The organism is Amycolatopsis sp. cg9 (genome assembly GCF_041346945.1).
Lineage (GTDB): Bacteria > Actinomycetota > Actinomycetes > Mycobacteriales > Pseudonocardiaceae > Amycolatopsis.
Genome location: NZ_CP166850.1, coordinates 2,151,753 through 2,169,063, shown reverse-complemented (window position 1 = coordinate 2,169,063; position 17,311 = coordinate 2,151,753). Strand labels below are relative to the sequence as shown.

The 17,311-nt window shown below is 71.9% G+C and carries 17 protein-coding genes; 9 read left to right on the top strand and 8 right to left on the bottom strand.

Translation table 11 applies throughout. The features are described 5' to 3' along the window. The first annotated feature begins 70 nt into the window (after positions 1–70). The 4 genes from AB5J73_RS10070 to AB5J73_RS10055 all read left to right on the top strand — a co-directional run bounded on the left by AB5J73_RS10070 (position 71) and on the right by AB5J73_RS10055 (position 3,830). A complete protein-coding gene (locus tag AB5J73_RS10070) occupies positions 71–505 on the top strand; it encodes a hypothetical protein (RefSeq protein WP_370969425.1) in 435 nt (144 codons plus the stop codon). Positions 506–515: 10 nt separating this feature from the next. After that, the gene (locus tag AB5J73_RS10065; RefSeq protein WP_370969424.1) at positions 516–1,481 is read left to right on the top strand and encodes a Gfo/Idh/MocA family protein; all 966 of its coding nucleotides are present in this window, start codon (positions 516–518) and stop codon (positions 1,479–1,481) included. 60 nt (positions 1,482–1,541) lie between these two features. Next, positions 1,542–3,371 carry a DUF2339 domain-containing protein gene (locus tag AB5J73_RS10060; RefSeq protein WP_370969423.1) on the top strand — a complete coding sequence of 610 codons (1,830 nt, stop codon included), beginning with the start codon at positions 1,542–1,544 and terminating at the stop codon, positions 3,369–3,371. Between the two features lie 66 nt (positions 3,372–3,437). Continuing rightward, entirely contained in the window at positions 3,438–3,830 is a 393-nt protein-coding gene (locus tag AB5J73_RS10055) for a TIGR03667 family PPOX class F420-dependent oxidoreductase (RefSeq protein ID WP_370969422.1), read from the top strand. Here the strand turns inward: AB5J73_RS10055 and AB5J73_RS10050 are convergent, their stop codons facing one another. After that, on the bottom strand, positions 3,831–4,394 hold the full coding sequence (locus AB5J73_RS10050; RefSeq protein WP_370969421.1) for a superoxide dismutase: 564 nt from the start codon (positions 4,392–4,394) through the stop codon (positions 3,831–3,833). It abuts the gene before it with no gap. Positions 4,395–4,519: 125 nt separating this feature from the next. Here AB5J73_RS10050 and AB5J73_RS10045 point away from each other — a divergent pair, with 125 nt between their 5' ends. Further along, a complete protein-coding gene (locus tag AB5J73_RS10045; protein WP_370969420.1) occupies positions 4,520–5,008 on the top strand; it encodes a DUF6328 family protein in 489 nt (162 codons plus the stop codon). Here the strand turns inward: AB5J73_RS10045 and AB5J73_RS10040 are convergent. Then, positions 4,984–5,376 carry a VOC family protein gene (locus tag AB5J73_RS10040; RefSeq protein WP_370969419.1) on the bottom strand — a complete coding sequence of 131 codons (393 nt, stop codon included), beginning with the start codon at positions 5,374–5,376 and terminating at the stop codon, positions 4,984–4,986. The genes AB5J73_RS10045 and AB5J73_RS10040 overlap by 25 nt on opposite strands. 79 nt (positions 5,377–5,455) lie before the next feature. Between AB5J73_RS10040 and AB5J73_RS10035 the strand changes: the two genes are divergently transcribed. Continuing rightward, positions 5,456–7,273: a LamG-like jellyroll fold domain-containing protein gene (locus AB5J73_RS10035; RefSeq protein ID WP_370969418.1), complete on the top strand. Its 1,818-nt coding sequence runs from the start codon at positions 5,456–5,458 to the stop codon at positions 7,271–7,273. Between the two features lie 99 nt (positions 7,274–7,372). Then, the gene (helR, locus tag AB5J73_RS10030) at positions 7,373–9,577 is read left to right on the top strand and encodes an RNA polymerase recycling motor ATPase HelR (RefSeq protein ID WP_370969417.1); all 2,205 of its coding nucleotides are present in this window, start codon (positions 7,373–7,375) and stop codon (positions 9,575–9,577) included. A 46-nt stretch (positions 9,578–9,623) separates the two neighbouring features. Here helR and AB5J73_RS10025 read toward each other — a convergent pair whose 3' ends face one another. Then, positions 9,624–10,100, bottom strand: a complete 477-nt coding sequence (locus AB5J73_RS10025) for an Lrp/AsnC family transcriptional regulator (RefSeq protein WP_290055387.1) — start codon at positions 10,098–10,100, stop codon at positions 9,624–9,626. Positions 10,101–10,364: 264 nt separating this feature from the next. Between AB5J73_RS10025 and AB5J73_RS10020 the strand changes: the two genes are divergently transcribed. Next, positions 10,365–11,903 carry an APC family permease gene (locus tag AB5J73_RS10020; protein ID WP_370969416.1) on the top strand — a complete coding sequence of 513 codons (1,539 nt, stop codon included), beginning with the start codon at positions 10,365–10,367 and terminating at the stop codon, positions 11,901–11,903. Between the two features lie 5 nt (positions 11,904–11,908). Here AB5J73_RS10020 and lysA read toward each other — a convergent pair whose 3' ends face one another. Then, positions 11,909–13,252 (bottom strand): diaminopimelate decarboxylase, encoded by a 1,344-nt coding sequence (lysA, locus tag AB5J73_RS10015; RefSeq protein ID WP_370969415.1) that lies wholly within the window; start codon positions 13,250–13,252, stop codon positions 11,909–11,911. 211 nt (positions 13,253–13,463) lie between these two features. Between lysA and AB5J73_RS10010 the strand changes: the two genes are divergently transcribed. Beyond that, complete coding sequence (locus AB5J73_RS10010; RefSeq protein ID WP_370969414.1) at positions 13,464–14,426, top strand: RNA polymerase subunit sigma-70; 963 nt, start codon at positions 13,464–13,466, stop codon at positions 14,424–14,426. Here the strand turns inward: AB5J73_RS10010 and AB5J73_RS10005 are convergent. The 4 genes from AB5J73_RS10005 to AB5J73_RS09990 all read right to left on the bottom strand — a co-directional run bounded on the left by AB5J73_RS10005 (position 14,423) and on the right by AB5J73_RS09990 (position 17,213). Then, positions 14,423–14,581, bottom strand: coding sequence for a DUF6307 family protein (locus tag AB5J73_RS10005; protein ID WP_370969413.1), 159 nt, complete (start codon positions 14,579–14,581; stop codon positions 14,423–14,425). The genes AB5J73_RS10010 and AB5J73_RS10005 overlap by 4 nt on opposite strands. Continuing rightward, positions 14,578–14,784, bottom strand: a complete 207-nt coding sequence (locus AB5J73_RS10000; RefSeq protein WP_370969412.1) for an RGCVC family protein — start codon at positions 14,782–14,784, stop codon at positions 14,578–14,580. The genes AB5J73_RS10005 and AB5J73_RS10000 overlap by 4 nt, the downstream gene beginning before the upstream one ends. Further along, positions 14,781–15,821, bottom strand: coding sequence for a fatty acid desaturase (locus tag AB5J73_RS09995; RefSeq protein WP_370969411.1), 1,041 nt, complete (start codon positions 15,819–15,821; stop codon positions 14,781–14,783). The genes AB5J73_RS10000 and AB5J73_RS09995 overlap by 4 nt, the downstream gene beginning before the upstream one ends. A 474-nt stretch (positions 15,822–16,295) precedes the next feature. Further along, on the bottom strand, positions 16,296–17,213 hold the full coding sequence (locus AB5J73_RS09990; protein ID WP_370969410.1) for a dihydrodipicolinate synthase family protein: 918 nt from the start codon (positions 17,211–17,213) through the stop codon (positions 16,296–16,298). Positions 17,214–17,311: the final 98 nt, after the last annotated feature.

Genomic DNA, 17,311 nt, shown 5'->3' with positions numbered 1-17,311 from the left:
TGACGGAAGACCGCGGGGTGGAAGTCCTACGTTCGAAGCGGAACCACAGTCCACGGGGGAGGAAACGGTCATGGCGCAACGGTGGGGCTGGTCCGAATTCGTCGCCGCGGGTCCGTACCGCGGCGAGATCATCACCTACCCCGATTCGTTCGAAACCCAAGCGCTCGCGCGGGAGCACCTCCAGCTCTACCTCGACGAGGTCGACAACCCGACGGCGACGCACGCCGCGCCCGCCTTGCGCAAAGCCTCGTCGAGCGGCCACCTGCTGGTGACGGCTCCGCCGTCGCACGCCTGGTTCGTCTTCCCCGTCCCCGACGGGGTGTCCACCGGCCAGGCGGCCTCCTTCTACCTGGCCGACCACGAGAAGGAGCTGTGGCGGCGCCTGCTCGGGACGCGGCAGAACTCGGTCTCGGGCGACAACGGGTGCGCGGTGGTGGCGCTGGCCGCGCTGGGCGCCACGACCGCGCTCGCCGCGGCCTGGGCGCGCGCGAAGTGGGGCGCCTAGGCTCGCGGACATGAACGACAAGCCCCTGCGCTGGGGAATCCTGGGCACCGGCGGCATCGCCAAGGCTTTCGCCGACGACCTCGAGCTGACCACCTCCGGCGTCGTCGCCGCCGTCGGGTCCCGCACGGCCGAGAGCGCCGAACGGTTCGCCGACGCGCGGGGCATTCCCGCCCGGCACGGCAGCTACGAAGCCCTCGTGAACGATCCCGGTGTCGATGTCGTCTACGTCGCCACCCCGCACCCGCTGCACCACGCCAACGCGCGGCTCGCCCTCGAAGCCGGGAAGCCGGTGCTCGTCGAGAAGCCGTTCACGATGAACGCCGCCGAGGCGCGGGACCTCGTCGAGCTGGCGCGGGACAAGAACCTCTTCCTCATGGAGGCCATGTGGACGCGGTTCCTCCCGCACATCCGGCACGTCCGTGAGCTGCTGCCGAGCCTCGGCCGGGTCGTCACCGTGTTCGCCGACCACGGGCAGTGGTTCGCCGAGGACGCCGGGTTCCGGTTGTTCGCGCCCGAGCTCGGCGGCGGCGCACTGCTCGACCTGGGGATCTACCCCGTCTCCTTCGCCTCGATGGTGCTCGGCCGGCCCGAGCGCGTCGCCGCCATGGCGACACCCGCGTTCACCGGTGTCGACGCGCAGGTGTCGATGCTGTTCGGCTACGAAAGCGGCGCTCAGGCCGTGCTCGGCTGCACGCTCGGCGCGGTTTCGGCGACCACCGCCTCGATCGTCGGCACCGACGCGCGCATCGACATCGAGGGCGCCTTCTACGCGCCCGCCTCCTTCACGCTCATCCCGCGCGAGGGCGACCGGAGCCGGTTCGAGTACGTCGACGAGGGCCGTGGCCTGCGGTACCAGGCCGATGAGGTGGCGCTCCGGCTGGCGAACGGCGAGACCGAGAGCCCGCTCATGCCGCTCGACGAGACCGTTTCGATCATGGCCACCGTGGACGAGGTGCTGGCCGCGACCAGGACGTGACCCGGGATTGAGTAGTGCTACGGATCCGCAGGTGGACGCCGGTGCGTGACCCTGTCCGGTATGACCACCGAAGCAGATGTGCTCCTCCGGCTCGCCGGCGAGATCGACGACCTGGGGCGTCGTCTCGCCGTGGTGGGTGCCGAACTGCGGACCGCCCGCGCCGAGCAGCCGAAGCCGGAGCCGGCTCCGCAGCCCCAGCAGGCACCTCCGCCCCAACCCCAACCCCAACCGCAGCCGCAGCCGCAGCCGCAGCCGCAGCCGCAACCGCAGCCGCAGCCGATGCCGCCGTGGCCGCAGTACCAGTGGCAGGCGCCGCCCCGGCCGCAGTACTTCCCGCAGCCGCCCCAGCCGCCGGTTCCCCGCCAGACGCTCGGCGAGAAGCTCGGCAAGGAGGGCGCCGGTAGCCGCGTGCTCGCCTGGGTCGGCGGGGCCGTCACGCTGCTCGGCGTCGTCCTGCTGCTGGTGCTGGCCGTCCAGCGGGGCTGGCTCGGGCCGCTGCCGCGGGTGCTCGTCGGCGCCGCCTTCGGGCTGGCGCTGACCGGCACCGGCGTGTGGCTGCACCGCAAGCCCGCCGGCCGGACCGGGGCCTTCGCCCTCGCCGCCACCGGGATCGCGACGCTCTACCTGGACGCCGTGGCCGCGACCACGCTCTACGAGTTCCTGCCGGTGCTCGCCGGGCTCGCCGCCGGGCTGGCGATCACCGTCGGCGGGCTGCTCGTGGCCGTGCGCTGGGAGTCGCCGCTGCTGGCCTCCGCCGTCGTCGTGGGGTGCGTCGTGTGCGCGCCGATGATCACCCGCGGGTTCACCGCCGAACTGGTCACCTTCCTGCTCATGGTGCAGCTCGCGACGACGCCGGTGCAGCTGCGCCGCGACTGGTCTTCGCTGACGCTCGCCGCCGGTGTCCCGCCGCTGTTCGCCTCCGTGATCAGCACGGCCGTGCTCGGCCAGGGTGGCGGCTGGGCCAACACGGCCGCCGCGGGCGGGGCCGGCGTCGTCGGGATCGCGCTCGCGCTGATCGTGCTGCGCCGCCGCGAGAACGACCCCGCCGCGCTTTCGGTGCTGGCGACGGCCGTGCTGCCCACGCTCATCGCGGCGCTGCTGCTGCCGAAGCCGCAGGCCGTGCCGATCACGGCGGCTGCCGGCGTCGTCCTGCTCGCCGTCTGGGCCGCGCGCCGCTTCTGGCCGGGCGTCGCCGGGCACCTGGCCGGGCTGGCCGGCCTGCTCGCGATCCTGCAGGCGACCGTCACGCAGTTCGACGGCCCGGCCCGCGCCGGGGTCCTGCTCGGCGAGGCGCTGCTGCTGGTCGTGGCCGCGGTCGCCGGCCGCAACCGGTTCGCGCTCGGCGCCGCGCTCGGGTTCGCCGCGATCGGCGGCCTGATCGGCGTGTTCTTCGACGTCACGCCCGCGCTGCTGATCATCCCGCGCACCCGCTCGGCCGCCGAGCTGACCGGCGCGCTCGCGGTCGCCGCGCTGATCCTCGCCGTGTCGGTCGCGCTGCCGTGGGCGGCGGCCCGGCTGGCGGTGTTCCGCGGCCCGGCCGACGACCTGCCGGTGTGGCTCCTCGCCGGCGTCGCGGCGCTGTACGGCGCCGCCGGGGTGGTGCTGTGCGGGTCGCTGCTCGCGGTCCCCGGCCGCTCGGGCTTCCTGCTCGGCCACGCGCTGATCACGGTGTCCTGGACGGTCGCCGCGCTCGTCCTGCTGCTGCGCGGGATCGACGTCGTCGGGCTGCGCGTGACCGGGCTGGTCCTGGTCGGCGCCGCGGTGCTGAAGCTGGTGCTGTTCGACCTTTCGGCGCTGGACGGCCTGGCGCGGGTCGGCGCGTTCCTCGGTGCCGGCCTGGTGCTCCTGGCGGCCGGGACGCGGTACGCCCGCCGGGTCGCCTCGCGCTAGCGGGAAGAATTGTCGGTGCCCCGTGGTTACCTGGGTCACAGGACCGAGGAGCCAGGGGGCACCGACATGGCAGAACCGAAGCTCGCCGACCGGGCGGGCGAGAAGATCGCGTGGCTGACCACCGTCACGCCGAAGGGGCGGCCCGCGCCGCGGCCGGTGTGGTTCGTGCTCGACGGCGACGACGTCGTGCTGTTCAGCAAGCCGGACACCGCGAAGCTCCGGCACATCGAGGCGAACCCCGAGGTGAGCTTCCACCTCAACGGCGACGAGCACGGCGGCTCGATCCTCGTCGTCAACGGGAAAGCGACCGTCGACGAGGCCAAGGCGTCCGAGGCGCCGGGCTACCTCGACAAGTACGGCTCCCACTACGCGGCGATCGGCTTCGAAGCACCCGAAGCCTTCGACGCCGAGTACTCCGTGCGCATCCGCGTGGTGCCCGAGCGCACCTGGGGGTGGTGACTAGAAGTCCACGTCCAGGCAGGCGAGGCGGGCGCCCGCCGTCCCCGCGTGGCCGGGATCGGTGTGCGTGTGCGTCTCGTGCACGACCACGGACTCGGGCCGGCGCGCGCCGAACGTCCAGTCCACAGTGGACCGGGCGAAGCCGGTGCCGAGCCGGTCGGTGGTGAAGTCGAGCCAGATCTCGTTGCGAGGGTTGGCGTACGCGGGGTCGGTCGACGGCTTCACCGGGTCCGGCACGTGCTGGAAGTGCGGCCCGGCGGCGTCACCGGTGGCGCCGCACGGCTGCGCGTGCGCGTGGGCGCCGTACGCGTGCCCGGGCAGCAGGCCGGTGACGACCAGCGTGGTCGTCGTGCCCGCGTGCGCCGCCGAAAGGCCGAACACGTGCGCGCGGGCGCCGTCGGGGACTAGGTCGGGTCGGTACGTCACCGCGTGTGCGCTGGGGGCATACGCGGTGAACGTGCCGTGCGCGGTCGTGACGTGCACCGGAGACGTGGCCGCGGAAGCGGTGCCGGGGACGAGAGCGGCGAGGGCCGCCGCGGCGGCGAAGGCCGGGAGAAGACGCATGGTCCTTCTCTAGCAGCGCGAACGCCGGCTGCCGTGATCTTCATGCGAACGGGTGATCCGATGCGGTGGGAAAGTCACGTTTTTCCCATCCGGTGGGAGATCCCGGGCCCGGTTAAGGTCGGCGTGTGCCCGAACACACCGGCGAGAGCCGCAACGAGCAGCTGACGCGCAACGTCGGCGAACTGCTGCAGGAACTGCGGGTCGCGCAGGCCGGCGTGCAGATCTTGTTCGGGTTCCTGCTGTCGGTGGTGTTCACCGACCGGTTCCACGACGCCAGCGGGTTCGAGAAGTCGCTGCACCTGTCCGCGGTGGCGCTCGCGGTGGCCGCGACGGCGCTGCTGACCGCGCCCGCGGCCTGGCACCGGCTGCTGTTCCGCACCGGGAGCCGGGAGCGGATCCTGACCGCGGGCAACCGGCTCGTTCTGGTCGGGTTGGTCTGCCTGGCCCTGGCGATCACGTCGACGGTCGCGCTGATCGCCAAGGTCGTCTACGGCGGGATCGCGATGGTCGTCATGGCGGTGCTCTGCGTGCTGATCTTCGGGATCCTCTGGTTCGTCATGCCGATCCGGATGCACCCGGCCAACGGCGATCAGCCGACGGGCCCGCCCGAGTAGCGCGTGTCCTCCTGGACGAAGCAGAGCGGGTTGCCGAACGGGTCGTCGGCGTAGAAGGAGCGCTCGCCCCAGAACTGCGTCTCGATGGCGTCGTCGATCCACCGCGGCTGAGCGGCGCGGACGCGCTCGAACGTCTCGTCGACGTCGTCGACCGCGAGGTAGACGATCCGCGGGTCCTTCCGCGGGCGCGGCTCGCGGTGCCCGGGCGGCGCCTCGACGCAGGCGAGCACGACGTCGCCGCAACGGAAGTAGTGGCGGTTGAGCGCGATCCGCTCGCCGGGGTGGCCGAGGACGGCGGCGTAGAACGCGACCCCGGCTTCGATGTCGTCGACGGGCTGGATCAACCGGAACACCCGCGGACCACTCATGTGCGCACAGTACCGCTGTTCATCCGGCGTTCGGCAGCAGTTGCCGGGGCGGTCGGCCGGCACCCGTAGCTTCCCGCCCGTGACTGACACTTCTCGCCGGACCTTCCTCCTCGGCGCCCCGGCCGTCGCCGCCGCGGCGACCCTGCCGGGCGTCCTCGGCGCACCGGCCGCCGAAGCTCGGGGCGCGCACCGCCCGGACCCGGAGGACCCGCGCTTCACGCTCGTGGTCATGCCGGACACGCAGTACCTGTTCGACGAGGACCGCGGCGACGCGGCCCCGCTGGACGCGTCGCTGCGGTACGTCCTCGACGAGTCGGATGACAACGTTGTCTTCCTCGCTCACCTCGGAGACCTCACCCAGAACGGCCGCGCCGACGAATTTGCACGGATCAGCAAGTCGTTCCAGGTGCTCGACCGCCGCCGGTTCCCGTACAGCACGCTCGCGGGCAACCACGACATCGACGGCTCGAAGGACGACCAGCGCGGCCCGTCGCCGTACCTGGACGCGTTCGGCCCGCAGCGCCAGCGCACCTCCCCGACGTTCCGCGGTGCCTCGAAAGACGGCTACAACACGTTCCACATCTTCCGCGGCGGTGGCCGCGACTGGCTGCTGCTCGCCCTGGACTGGCGGCCGTCGGCGGGCGGCTTGAACTGGGCCAAGCAGGTCCTCGCGCAGCACCCGACGTTGCCCGCGATCCTCACCATCCACGAGCTGGTCTGGGCCGACGACGACGCACAGGCGCAGTTCTCCACCTTCGGCGAGCTGGTCTGGAAGGAGCTCGTCGACGGCAACGACCAGATCTTCCTGACGCTGAACGGCCACTACTGGCCGACCGGGCGCACGGTCCGCAAGAACGCCGCCGGCCACGACGTCCACGTCCACATCGCCAACTACCAGGACCGCTACTACGGCGGCAGCGCCATGGTCCGGCTCTACCAGTTCGACCTCGCGCGCGGCGTGATCGACGTCCGGACGTTCTCGCCGTGGCTCGCCGCGCAGGACCACCTCAGCGAGATGCAGCAGGTCGAGGTCGAACGCAGCGGCACCGCCGACTACTTCAGCCTGGAGATCGACTTCGCCGAGCGGTTCAAGGGGTTCGCGCCGGTGCCGGTCCCGCCGGGACGTCCGGCGAAGCAGCTGCTGGTGCCCGGAACCGTCGCCTACTGGCGCTTCGAGGGCGGGGTGGACGGGAAGCCGGTGCCGGCCGACGTCGTCGTGCGCGACCAGACCGGCCACGGCAACGACCTCACGCGCGTCACCGCGCCGGGCAGTGGGCCGGACCAGCTGAAGTACTCGAGCCAGTTCTCGCCGCGGCAGCCGTCGCGGGCGAGCCTGAACTTCGACGGCGGCCGCGACCCGAGCCGCGGTGCGTACCTTCGCACCGTCGACCGGGCGCCGATGAACAAGCTGAAGTTCGAACGCGGCTACACCGTCGAGGCGTTCTTCCGGCTGCCGGCGGACTTCAAGGACGGCCACCACGGCTGGTGCGGCCTGTTCGCGCGGCAGGGCAGCGGTGCGGCGGCGGGCAAGACCGGCGACGACCCGAAGGAATCCGCCGCCACATTGTCCCTTTCGGACGGTGGGGAGCTGCAGTGGGCGGTGTACCCGCTCAACCAGGACCGGACCGCGACGAACTGGGGGCACGAGCTGGCGGTCGAGAAGTGGTGGCACGTCGCCGTGGTCAACGACGGCCGCCGCACGATCGTCTACGTCGACGGCTGCCCGGTGGTGCGGAACCCGTCGACGCCCGCGATCGGGCTCGCCGACCCGGGTGGCTCGTGGCTGGTCGGCGCCTCCTCCTACGACGGGAAGGTCGACCGGAGCTTCGCCGGGCTGCTGGGTGACGTGCGGGTGGTGGACCGGCCGCTGAACCCGCGCGAATTCATGCTGGGCTGAACCCCTTGACAGCGGGTGGACAATAAAAAATCGGCGTGCTCTCCGAAAACAAGGAGAACTCGCCGAAGCTGGTGCCAGTCTAACCGCTGTGAGGGGAAATTGTCAAATCAGGGGTACGACGAGGAATTGCGGGACGAGCGCGCGTACATCGCCGGGCTGTACGCGCGGCTCGACCGCGAACGCGAACAGGCGCGGGCCCGCTACCGCACCGCGCTGGGAGAAACCGGGCTCGCACTGGTGGACCGGGACGCCGACGTGCGCATCCGGGCCCGGGAGGCGGCACGGCTGGACGTCGCCGACAACGGGCTTTGCTTCGGCCGCTTGGACGCCCTTTCGGGCGAACGCAGTTACATCGGCCGGATCGGTCTCTTCGACGGCGAAAACGACTACGATCCCCTTCTCCTGGATTGGCGGGCACCGGCGGCGCGCCTGTTCTACGTCGCCACCGCGGCGACGCCGGAAAACATGCGCCGCCGTCGCCAGTTCCATTCCGTCGGCCGCTCGGTCACCGAGTTCACCGACGAGATGTTCGGCCGACCCGGCGCCGGCGAGCGCGGGGACGCGGCGCTGCTGGCGGCCGTCACCGCGCCCCGCGGCGAGGGCATGCGGGACATCGTCGCGACGATCCAGGCCGAGCAGGACGAGATCATCCGGCTCGGCCACGCGGGCGTCCTGGTGGTCGAGGGCGGCCCGGGCACCGGGAAGACCGCCGTGGCGCTGCACCGCGTCGCCTACCTGCTCTACACCCAGCGCGAGCGGATGTCGCGCAGCGGCGTGCTGGTGGTCGGGCCGAGCCCGCTGTTCCTCGACCACATCGGCCGCGTGCTGCCGTCGCTCGGCGAATCGGACGTCGTCTTCCTGACCACCGGCGACCTCGTCCCCGGCCTGCGCGTCACCGCCGAAGACGCGCCGGAAGTGGCGCGGCTCAAAGGATCTTCGAAGATGGTCGGCGTCCTCGCCGCGGCGGTCGCCGACCGGCAGCGGGTGCCGGCCGAGCCGGTGCCGGTCGAGCTGGCCGACGTCACCGTCGACCTCGACGCCGGCGCCGCGGGCGAGGCCCGGCTCGAAGCGCGCCGGTCGGGCCTGCCGCACAACGAAGCCCGCGCGGTGTTCCGCGAGCACGTCGTCGCGATCCTCGCCGAGCGCGCCGTGGCGAAGATCGGCGAAGGCTGGCTGACCCGGGCCGACCGCGGGGCGTGGGCCGACCTCCGCGCCGACGTCCGCGAAGAGCTGGCGGAGCACGAAGAGCTCGACGCCACCCTCGGCGCGCTGTGGCCGGAGCTGACGCCGGAGACGCTGCTGGCACCGCTGTACATGTCGCCGCGCCGGCTCGCGACGGCCGGCGCCGATCCCGCGTTGTTCCGCGCGGACGGCGGCGCCTGGACGGTGTCGGACGTGCCGCTGCTCGACGAGCTCGTCGACCTGCTCGGCCGCGACGACGCCGCCGAGCGGGCCGCCGCGCGCCGGCGGGCGGCCGAAGCGGCCGAGTATTCCGCCGGCGTCCTGGACGTCCTCAAGCTGGACCGCGAGGAGCTGGACGAGGACGTCCTGCTGTCGGCGGAAAACCTGCTGTACGCCGAAGACCTGGCCGAACGGTTCGTCGAGCGCGACCCGCGCGACCTCGCCGAACGCGCGGCCGCGGACCGCGACTGGACGTACGGGCACGTCGTCGTCGACGAGGCGCAGGAACTGTCCGAAATGGACTGGCGGGTGCTGATGCGGAAGTGCCCGAGCCGGTCGTTCACGATCGTCGGCGACCTCGCCCAGCGCCGGTCGGCGGCCGGGGCGACGTCGTGGGGCGCGATGCTGGCGCCGTACGCCGGCGACCGGTGGCAGTACCGGGAGCTGACCGTGAACTACCGGACCCCGGCGGAGATCATGACCGTCGCCGGCGCCGTACTGGCGCGGTTCGCGCCGGCCGCGCGACCGCCGGAATCGGTGCGCGCCTGCGGGGTCCGGCCGTGGTCCAGACGTGTTGCAGACGGCGAATTGCGGGACGCCATCGACGATTTCGACCGCGACGAGGGCGGCCGTGAAGGCACGGCCGTAGTGATCGGCCCGCCGGGCGTGCCCGGCGCGGTTCCGCCGTCGGCCACCAAGGGCCTGGAGTTCGACGCCGTCCTCGTCGTCGAGCCCGAGCGGATCCTGGCCGAGGGCCCGCGTGGCGCGGCCGAGTTGTACGTCGCGCTCACCCGCGCCACGCAGCGCCTCGGTGTGCTGCACCGGGAACCGTTGCCGGCGGAGTTGTCGGGGCTCGCCGAAACCGGGGTTCCGGCGCGGGCCGGGCACCGGCGGTTCGTGTAGCGGAACGGGGGTGGCGGGCGGGGTCCCGGCCCGTCATCCCCGGTCGCTACGCCGTGAGCCGGCCCCAGGAGTAGTTCTGCTTGGCCAGCTTGAGGTACACGAACAGCTCGGTCCCGGAGACGCCCGGGATCTGCCGGATCTCCTCGCCGAGCACTTCGAGCATGTGGTCGTCGTCCCGGCAGACCAGCTCGGCCAGCAGGTCGTACCGCCCGGCGCACAACACGACGTAGTGCACGTTCGGCAGTTCGGAGAGCTTGTCCGCCACCTCGCGCGGATCGGCGCCGTCGACGCTGATCCCGACCATCGCCTGTCTGGTCAGATCGACGTTGACCGGGTCGGTCACCGCCACGATCTGCATGAGGTCGTCGCGCAGCAGCCGCTGCACCCGTTGGCGGACGGCTCCCTCCGAAAGCCCGACCGCCTTCGCGAGCGCGGTGAACGACGCGCGGCCGTCCTGCTGGAGCAGGGCGATCAACGATCTGTCCGTGTTGTCCAGTCCGCGCGCACGTGAATCGTCACCCATGCCGTCCCTCCCTGTGTTTCGGCATGTGATTTGTCAAGTGCGCAGCGTATCGAGACCTGACCAGAAAGCGAGACCCCCGCGCCAGCTTCGCGTGATCCGGCGTGCACGTCGCCGTCAGCCGAGGAATCGGTGGCGGGGGCGGAAAATCACGAGGCTTTCCGAGGCGGTTTTGTGCGCCCGCGCACAGCCGCACGCGCTCGGCGCGCCCCGCCGGGTACCGTCTGGCGGCTCTGTCGTCTCCCGTTACCCCAGGAGGACCAACGCATGTCGGAGGCCGTGGCGCTCGGCGTCGCCCCCGCCGTCCCCGAAAAGGGACTGCGCGGCGGCACCCTAGGCATGGTGTCGTCGATGGTCATCGGGATGTCGTCGACCGCTCCGGCGTACTCGATCGCCGCCACGCTCGGGCTGATCGTTTTGGCGGGCACCGGCTTCAAGGCAGCCGCGTTCGTCCTGCTGTCGTTCGTGCCCGTGCTGTTCGTCGCCGTCGCGTTCCGGGAGCTGAACGCGGCGGAACCCGACTGCGGGACGAACTTCACCTGGGCGGCGCGCGCGTTCGGCCCGCACGCCGGGTGGTTCACCGGCTGGGTCGTCACCGTCGCGCAGCTGCTGGTGATGAGCAGCCAGTCCGCGCTCACCGGCCGGTACACGCTGCTGCTCTTCGGCGCGTCCGGCGCCGCGGACAACCGGTGGCTCACGACGGCGATCGGTGCCGCCTGGCTGCTGGTGCTGTGCTGGCTCTGCTACCGCGGCATCGAGGTGTCCGCGCGGGCGCAGTGGATCCTGCTGGGTGTGGAGCTCGTCGTCCTGGTGCTGTTCTCGGTGGTGGCGCTGGTCCGCGTCTTCGAGGGCACGGCCGGGCCGCAGGCCTCGGCCCCGCGCCTCGACTGGCTGTGGCCGGGCGGGGTCGGCGCCGGCCCCGCGGTCTCGGCGGTGCTGCTCGCCGTGTTCATCTACTGGGGCTGGGAAAGCTCGCTGTCGGTCAACGAGGAGTCCGCCGACCCGCGCCACGCGCCGGGCCGCGCCGCGGTGCTCTCGACCGTGCTGCTGGTGCTGAACTACCTGCTCGTCACGGTCGCCGCGCTGGCCTTCGCCGGTGTCGGGACCGAGGGCGTCGGGCTGGGCAACGAGGCGAACTCCGACGACGTCCTCGCGGGTCTCGGCGGCGCGGTGTTCGGGGACGGCGCCACGGGCAAGGTGCTGGGCGTGCTCCTGATCGTCTCGGTGCTGACCAGCGGCGCGGCCACCAGCCAGGCGACGATCATGCCGGCGGCGCGCACGACGTTGTCGATGGCCAGCCACGGCGCGCTGCCCCGCGTCTTCGGGCGCGTGCACCCGCGGTTCCGGACGCCGTCGGTGGCCACCTGGACGTTCGGGCTGATCTCGCTCGCGGTGTACGTGCTGCTGGCGCTGATCAGCGACAACGTGCTGTCGGACTCGGTCGACGCGGTCGGGCTGACCATCGCGATCGAGTACACGATGACGGCGCTCGCCTGCGTCTGGGTGTTCCGCCGCACGCTCTTCACGAGCGCCCGCAACTTCCTGCTGCGCGGCCTGCTGCCGTTCCTCGGCGGGGTGTTCTTCCTGGCCGTGCTGGGGTTCGCGCTGGTCGAGTACGCGCGGCCGGACGCGGGCGAGACGACGGTGTTCGGCATCGGCGGCGTCGCGGTGATCGGCGTGGTGTCGATCCTGCTGGGAGTGCCGCTGATGTTCGCGGTCCACCGCGCCTGCCGCGACTTCTTCGCCGGTCGCCGCCTGCCCCGCGGCGTGGTGCGGCGCGGTGGCGAGGCCATCGAGCCGGGCTGAAGCGGCTAGCCGAGGTCGCGGCGGCTGAGGTCCTCCTCGGTTTCGCGGCGCACCAGCAGCGTCGCGGCGCCGTTCTTCACGCCGACCAGTGGCGGCCGGCCGACCTGGTTGTAGTTCGACGCCAGCGAGTGGTGGTACGCGCCGGTGCACGGCACGGCCAGCAGGTCGCCCGCGCGCAGGTCGGCGGGCAGGTCGATGCCGTCGGCCAGGACGTCACCGGCTTCGCAGTGCCTGCCGACGACGGTCATCGGGACACGCTTCGCGGTGGAGCGTCGGCCCACCGGGCGCGTCGTGTACCGGGCGCCGTAGAGCGACGGCCGCGCGTTGTCGCTCATGCCGCCGTCGACCGCGACGAACGTGCGGCTGCCGCGCTTGACCGCGCACACGCGGTACACCGTGATCCCGGCCGGCCCGACGATCGCCCGGCCCGGCTCGATCGTCAAGCGGGGCAGCGGGAAACCGTGCGCCGCGCACTCGTAGGCGAGCGCCACGCGCAGCCGTCGCGAATAGCCGCCGAGGTCGAACGCGGGCTCGCCGCCCACGTACGGCACGGCGTGCCCGCCCCCGAGGTCGAGCTCCCGCAGCGTGACGCCGTGAGCGTCCCGGAGCCGGACCAGCACCTCGGCCATCCGCCGCGCGGCGGCTTCGTACCGGTCGACCCGCGAGACCTGCGAGCCGATGTGGCAGTGCAGGCCGGCCAGCCGCAACCCGGGTTGCGCCAGCACGGCCCTGGCCGCGGCGTCGACGTTGTCGGGAACGCCGTCGAGCAGCGAGAACCCGAACTTCTGCCCCTCGGCACCGGTGCTGATGGCGGCGTGCGCCCCGGCCGCGACGCCCGGTGTCACGCGGATCATCACCTGTTGCCCGCCGTGGGCGAGCGCGCCGAGCTGCTCGATCTCGTCGAGCGAGTCGACCACGATCCGCCGCACGCCGTAGCCGAGCGCGGCCTTCAGGTCTTCCGGCGTCTTCGCGTTGCCGTGCAGCAGCATGCGCTCGGCGGGAAAGCCGACGGACCGGGCGACGGCGATTTCCCCGGCCGAGCAGGTGTCGAGCGACAGCCCCTCTTCGGCGACCCAGCGCAGCACGGCGCGGGTGCAGAGGGCCTTGCTCGCGTACGCGACCTCGACGTCCGGGAGTGCTTCGCGGTACTCCCGGGCGGTGTCGCGGACCTGCTGCTCGTCGATCAGGTAGGCCGGCGTCCCGAAGCGGGCGGCGAGGTGGCTGACCCGCGCGCCGGCGAAGAGGAGCTCGCCGTCTTCGCCGAGTCGGGTGCTTCGCGGCCAGACTCCTGGCTCGAGGTGATCGGCGGCTTCGCAGCCGAGGCTGGGAAGAAGCTCGCTGAGCGTCACGGGTGCCTCCGGGCATCGCGGCGGATCGGACCCCGTCAGGACACCGCCGTCCGTGCGGCCGGGCCTCCCCCGTGAATGCGGTCCTGACGGCCGGTACCCGGTCGCTTACTCGTCTTTAACGCGCGAGTAACTTCGGCCACAGTGCGGGTGACCTGCGAAGAGTTGCTTTCCGGTGCCGGACGTCGTCACACCGGGCATGGTTACCGACACGATGGACGAGACCGAGTTCGCCGAACTGACCGAGCGGCACCGGCGGGAGCTGCGGGTGCACTGCTACCGGTTCCTTGGCTCACTGGACGAGGCCGAGGACCTGGTGCAGGAGACGTTCCTGCGCGCCTGGCGCGGTCGCGACCAGTACGCGGGCCGGGCGAGCGTGCGGGCGTGGCTGTACAAGATCGCCACGAACGCGTGCCTCGACTTCCTCGACCGCACCCCGCGCGTGGTCCCCGCGGTGGACCTGCCGGAGGCGTCCGGTTCGCACCTGGCTCCCCGCCCGGCGGCGGCCGTTCCCTGGCTGCAGCCGGCGCCGGACGACCTCCTGGACGTGGCGATCGCCCGGGAGACGGTCGAGCTGGCGTTCCTGGCCGCCCTCCAGTACCTGTCGCCCCGGCAACGCGCGGTGCTGATCCTCCGCGACGTCGTCGGGTGGTCGGCGAAGGAGACGGCGGCCGCGTTGGAGACGACGCCCGCTTCGGTGAGCAGCTCGCTCCAGCGGGCGCGGGCCGAGCTGAAGGAACAGCTGCCGTCGCGGCGCGCGGAGTGGCGCGTCGAGTCGAGCGGCGCGGAACGGGCGGTCGTCTCCCGCTACATCGCGGCGATCACGGCGGCGGACGACACGGCCATCGCGGCCGTGCTGAGCGACGACGTCCGCTGCAGCCACCAGCCGGGCGCCGGTGGTCACAGCGGCCCCGAACCGACTTGGTACCGCGGGCTGGCGACGGTCCTCGAAGGCTGGGCCCCGGTGCTGCACGGGGCGGTGCCGATGGAGCTGCGGATGGTCCCGGTCCGCGCGAACGGTGGCCCGGCCGTGGCGACGTACCTGCGCCACGACGGCCGGTTCCACGCGTTCGGCCTGAACGCGCTGTCGATCGACGGCGGCCGCGTGACCGAGGTGACGACGTTCGTCCCCGCGGTCTTCGGGAAGTTCGGGCAGCCGGTCGTGCTCGAGCCCTAGCGGACCCGCTCCGGGAGGGTGTCGAGCTCGTGCACCATGTGCACGGCCAGCTCGAGTGCCTTGGCGTCGCTGAGCCCGGTGCGCTCGACGACGATGTGCTTCACCCGGTCGACGCGCCGCTGGTAGCGGGTGACGGGTTCGGTGGTGCCGGTCATCGGTACGTCCTCGGCTTCTCGGGTGCTTTGATGTGGTCTTGCGCGGTGCCGCAGACGCAGCCGCGATCGGCCGCCGCGCCGGCCGTGGTGGCGGCGCAGTAGCGGCGGGCGATCGCGTCGTGCGTGCCGAGCGGGTGCGGGCAGCTCGGGCACGGGGTACCGGACCGGGACTCCTCCGACGTGTCCGGCACCGGGGTCGTCACGCCGCCGCTTTCGCCGGCCGGCGCAGGGGTTCGCCCGCTTCGTGCAGGTGCTGCAGCACGTACCCGTAGGAACGCGCCCAGCCGCATTCGGCGTAGGAAATCCCGCGCTGGGCGCAGAAGTCCCGGACGATCACCTGCGCGTGCTTGAGGTTGGGCCGGGCCATGCTCGGGAACAGGTGGTGCTCGATCTGGTAGTTCAGCCCGCCCAGCGCGAAGTCCACCACCGGGCCGCCGCGGACGTTGCGCGAGGTCAGGACCTGCTTGCGCAGGAAGTCGAGCTTGTGCCCGTTCGACACCATCGCCATGCCCTTGTGGTTGGGCGCGAAGGAGCAGCCCATGTACAGCCCCCACAGGAACTGGTGCACCAGGATGAAGATGACCCCGATGAGCGGCGAGAGCACCACGAACACCGCGGTGAGGTAAGCCGCCAAGTGCGCGATCAGCAGGGCGGACTCGAGCTTGTGCCGTCGGACGTCCTTGCGCCACACGGCTTGCACGCTCGAGACGTGCAGGTTGAGACCTTCGAGCAGGAGCAGCGGGAAGAACAGGAACGCCTGGTACTTCGCGATCCAGCGCAGGAAGCCGCGCTTGCCGGCGCTCTGCGCCTTGCTGAACGCGAGCGCCGCGATGTCGACGTCCGGGTCCTCGTCCTCGTTGTTCGGGTTGGCGTGGTGACGCGTGTGCGTGCCCATCCACCAGCCGTAGCTCAGCCCGGTCAGTCCACCGTGGACAAAGCCGGTGGCGTCGTTCGCCCGGCGGCCGCGGAAGATCTGCTTGTGCCCGGCGTCGTGGCCGATGAACGACAGCTGCGCGAACATCATCGCGAAGAACGCGGCGAGGAAGAGCTGCCACCACGAGTCGCCGAGGAAGGCGAAGGCGACCCAGCCCCCGCCGAAGGCGACGAGGTTGAGCCCGATGCGCACGGCGTAGTGGCGCCGGCGCCGCTGGAGGAGGCCGACGGCCTTGATCTGCCGCGACAGCTCGGCGAAATCGCTGCCCGCCGTGGCGGGCGTATCCGGAATTTGGGTTGAGGTCATCGCGTCACCGCTCTGGGTAAGTCGTAAAGGCTTGTCCAGCAACGGTTTCCGTCCCCGACGGGGTCCGGGTCCGGTCCGGGAAAAGGGCACTGGGGCCTGGCCGCGGTGGTACCGCGTCCTGACCTCAGCCTCCCACTCCACCGGCTCGGTGGCAATTCCCCGCGTCCTGCCGAAAAGGTGTACAGTCAGACACATCGGGATGAAGGTGACCCACCGCACACCCGAGAACTTCCCGCCCGGAGCGATCCGGCCGGGGACAGGAGCCGAGTCCGGGCCGGAACCCGCTCGTACGCAACCGTGCCGGCTGATCAGCCGGCGAGCAGCCGCCCGTAGCCGCCAAAAGCGACACTCGAGGCGCCCAGTTGGGTTGCTACAGCGTGTTCTTTTCCGGTCGCGACCTCTGTCATCAGGTGGCTCGTCGGCGAGCCGAGTTCCGGTGTCACCGCGTCCCGGCGCGCCGATGGGCCGCCACCTTCACGAGAGCCCCCACGACGACACCATGCCGAAAAGCTGTTCGCGTTCGGCCGTCGTCAGCCGGCGGCTCGGCGGCCGGACGTCGGGGCGGCACAGGCCCAGCTGGGCGAGCGCGTCCTTCACCACGCTGACGTTGTTGGCATTCCCGTTCGCGGCGCGGAGTTCTTCGAAGGGCCGGATCCGCTCCCACACCGCCATCGCCCCCGGGTAGTCCCCTGTGGACAGTGCGCGGAACATCGCCAGCGACGTCGCCGGGTCGACGTTCACCAGCCCGGAGGTGAAGCCGGTGGCGCCGACGGCGAAGTAGCCGGGCGCGGAAAGCTCCGCCAGTCCGGCGATCCAGACGAACCGATCGAAGCCGGCGTCGCGGGCCACCGAGCCGAACCGGACCGGGTCCGGCACCGCGTACTTCACGCCGATGACGTTCGGCGCCGCCTCGCCCAGCGCGCGCAGCCGTTCGCCGGCGATCGCGGGGTTGCGGACGTAGAGCACGACACCGAGTTCGGGCACCGCGCCGGCGATCGCCGCGTGGTAGTCGACCCAGCCGTCACCGGAGATGTACGGGTGCACCGGCTGATGGATCATGATCATGTCGGCTCCGGCATCCCGCGCGTGCGCCGCGGCCCGCGTCGCCGAAGCGACGTCGTGGCCGATCCCGGCGAGCACGCTCGCCCGGCCGGCCACGGCTTCGACGGTGATCTCCAGGCTCTGCCGGGCTTCGCCGGCGTCGAGCGCGTAGAACTCGCCGGTGTTCCCGTTCGGCGTCACGACCTCGATGCCGCCGGTGATCAGCCGGTCCACCAGCTTCGCGTACGTCGCGGCGTCGACGGCCCCTTCGGCGTCGAACGGCGTGACCGGGATGGCCACCACGCCCGAGAGTCGTCGCGTCTGCTCCTCGAACGTACTCGCCACTGGCATGTCCTATCTGATATACGATGCGGCGTACAACATTATCACGGACCCAGGAGCAGCCATGCACCGTCGCACCGGCTTCCGATTCCGACGAGTGTTGCTGG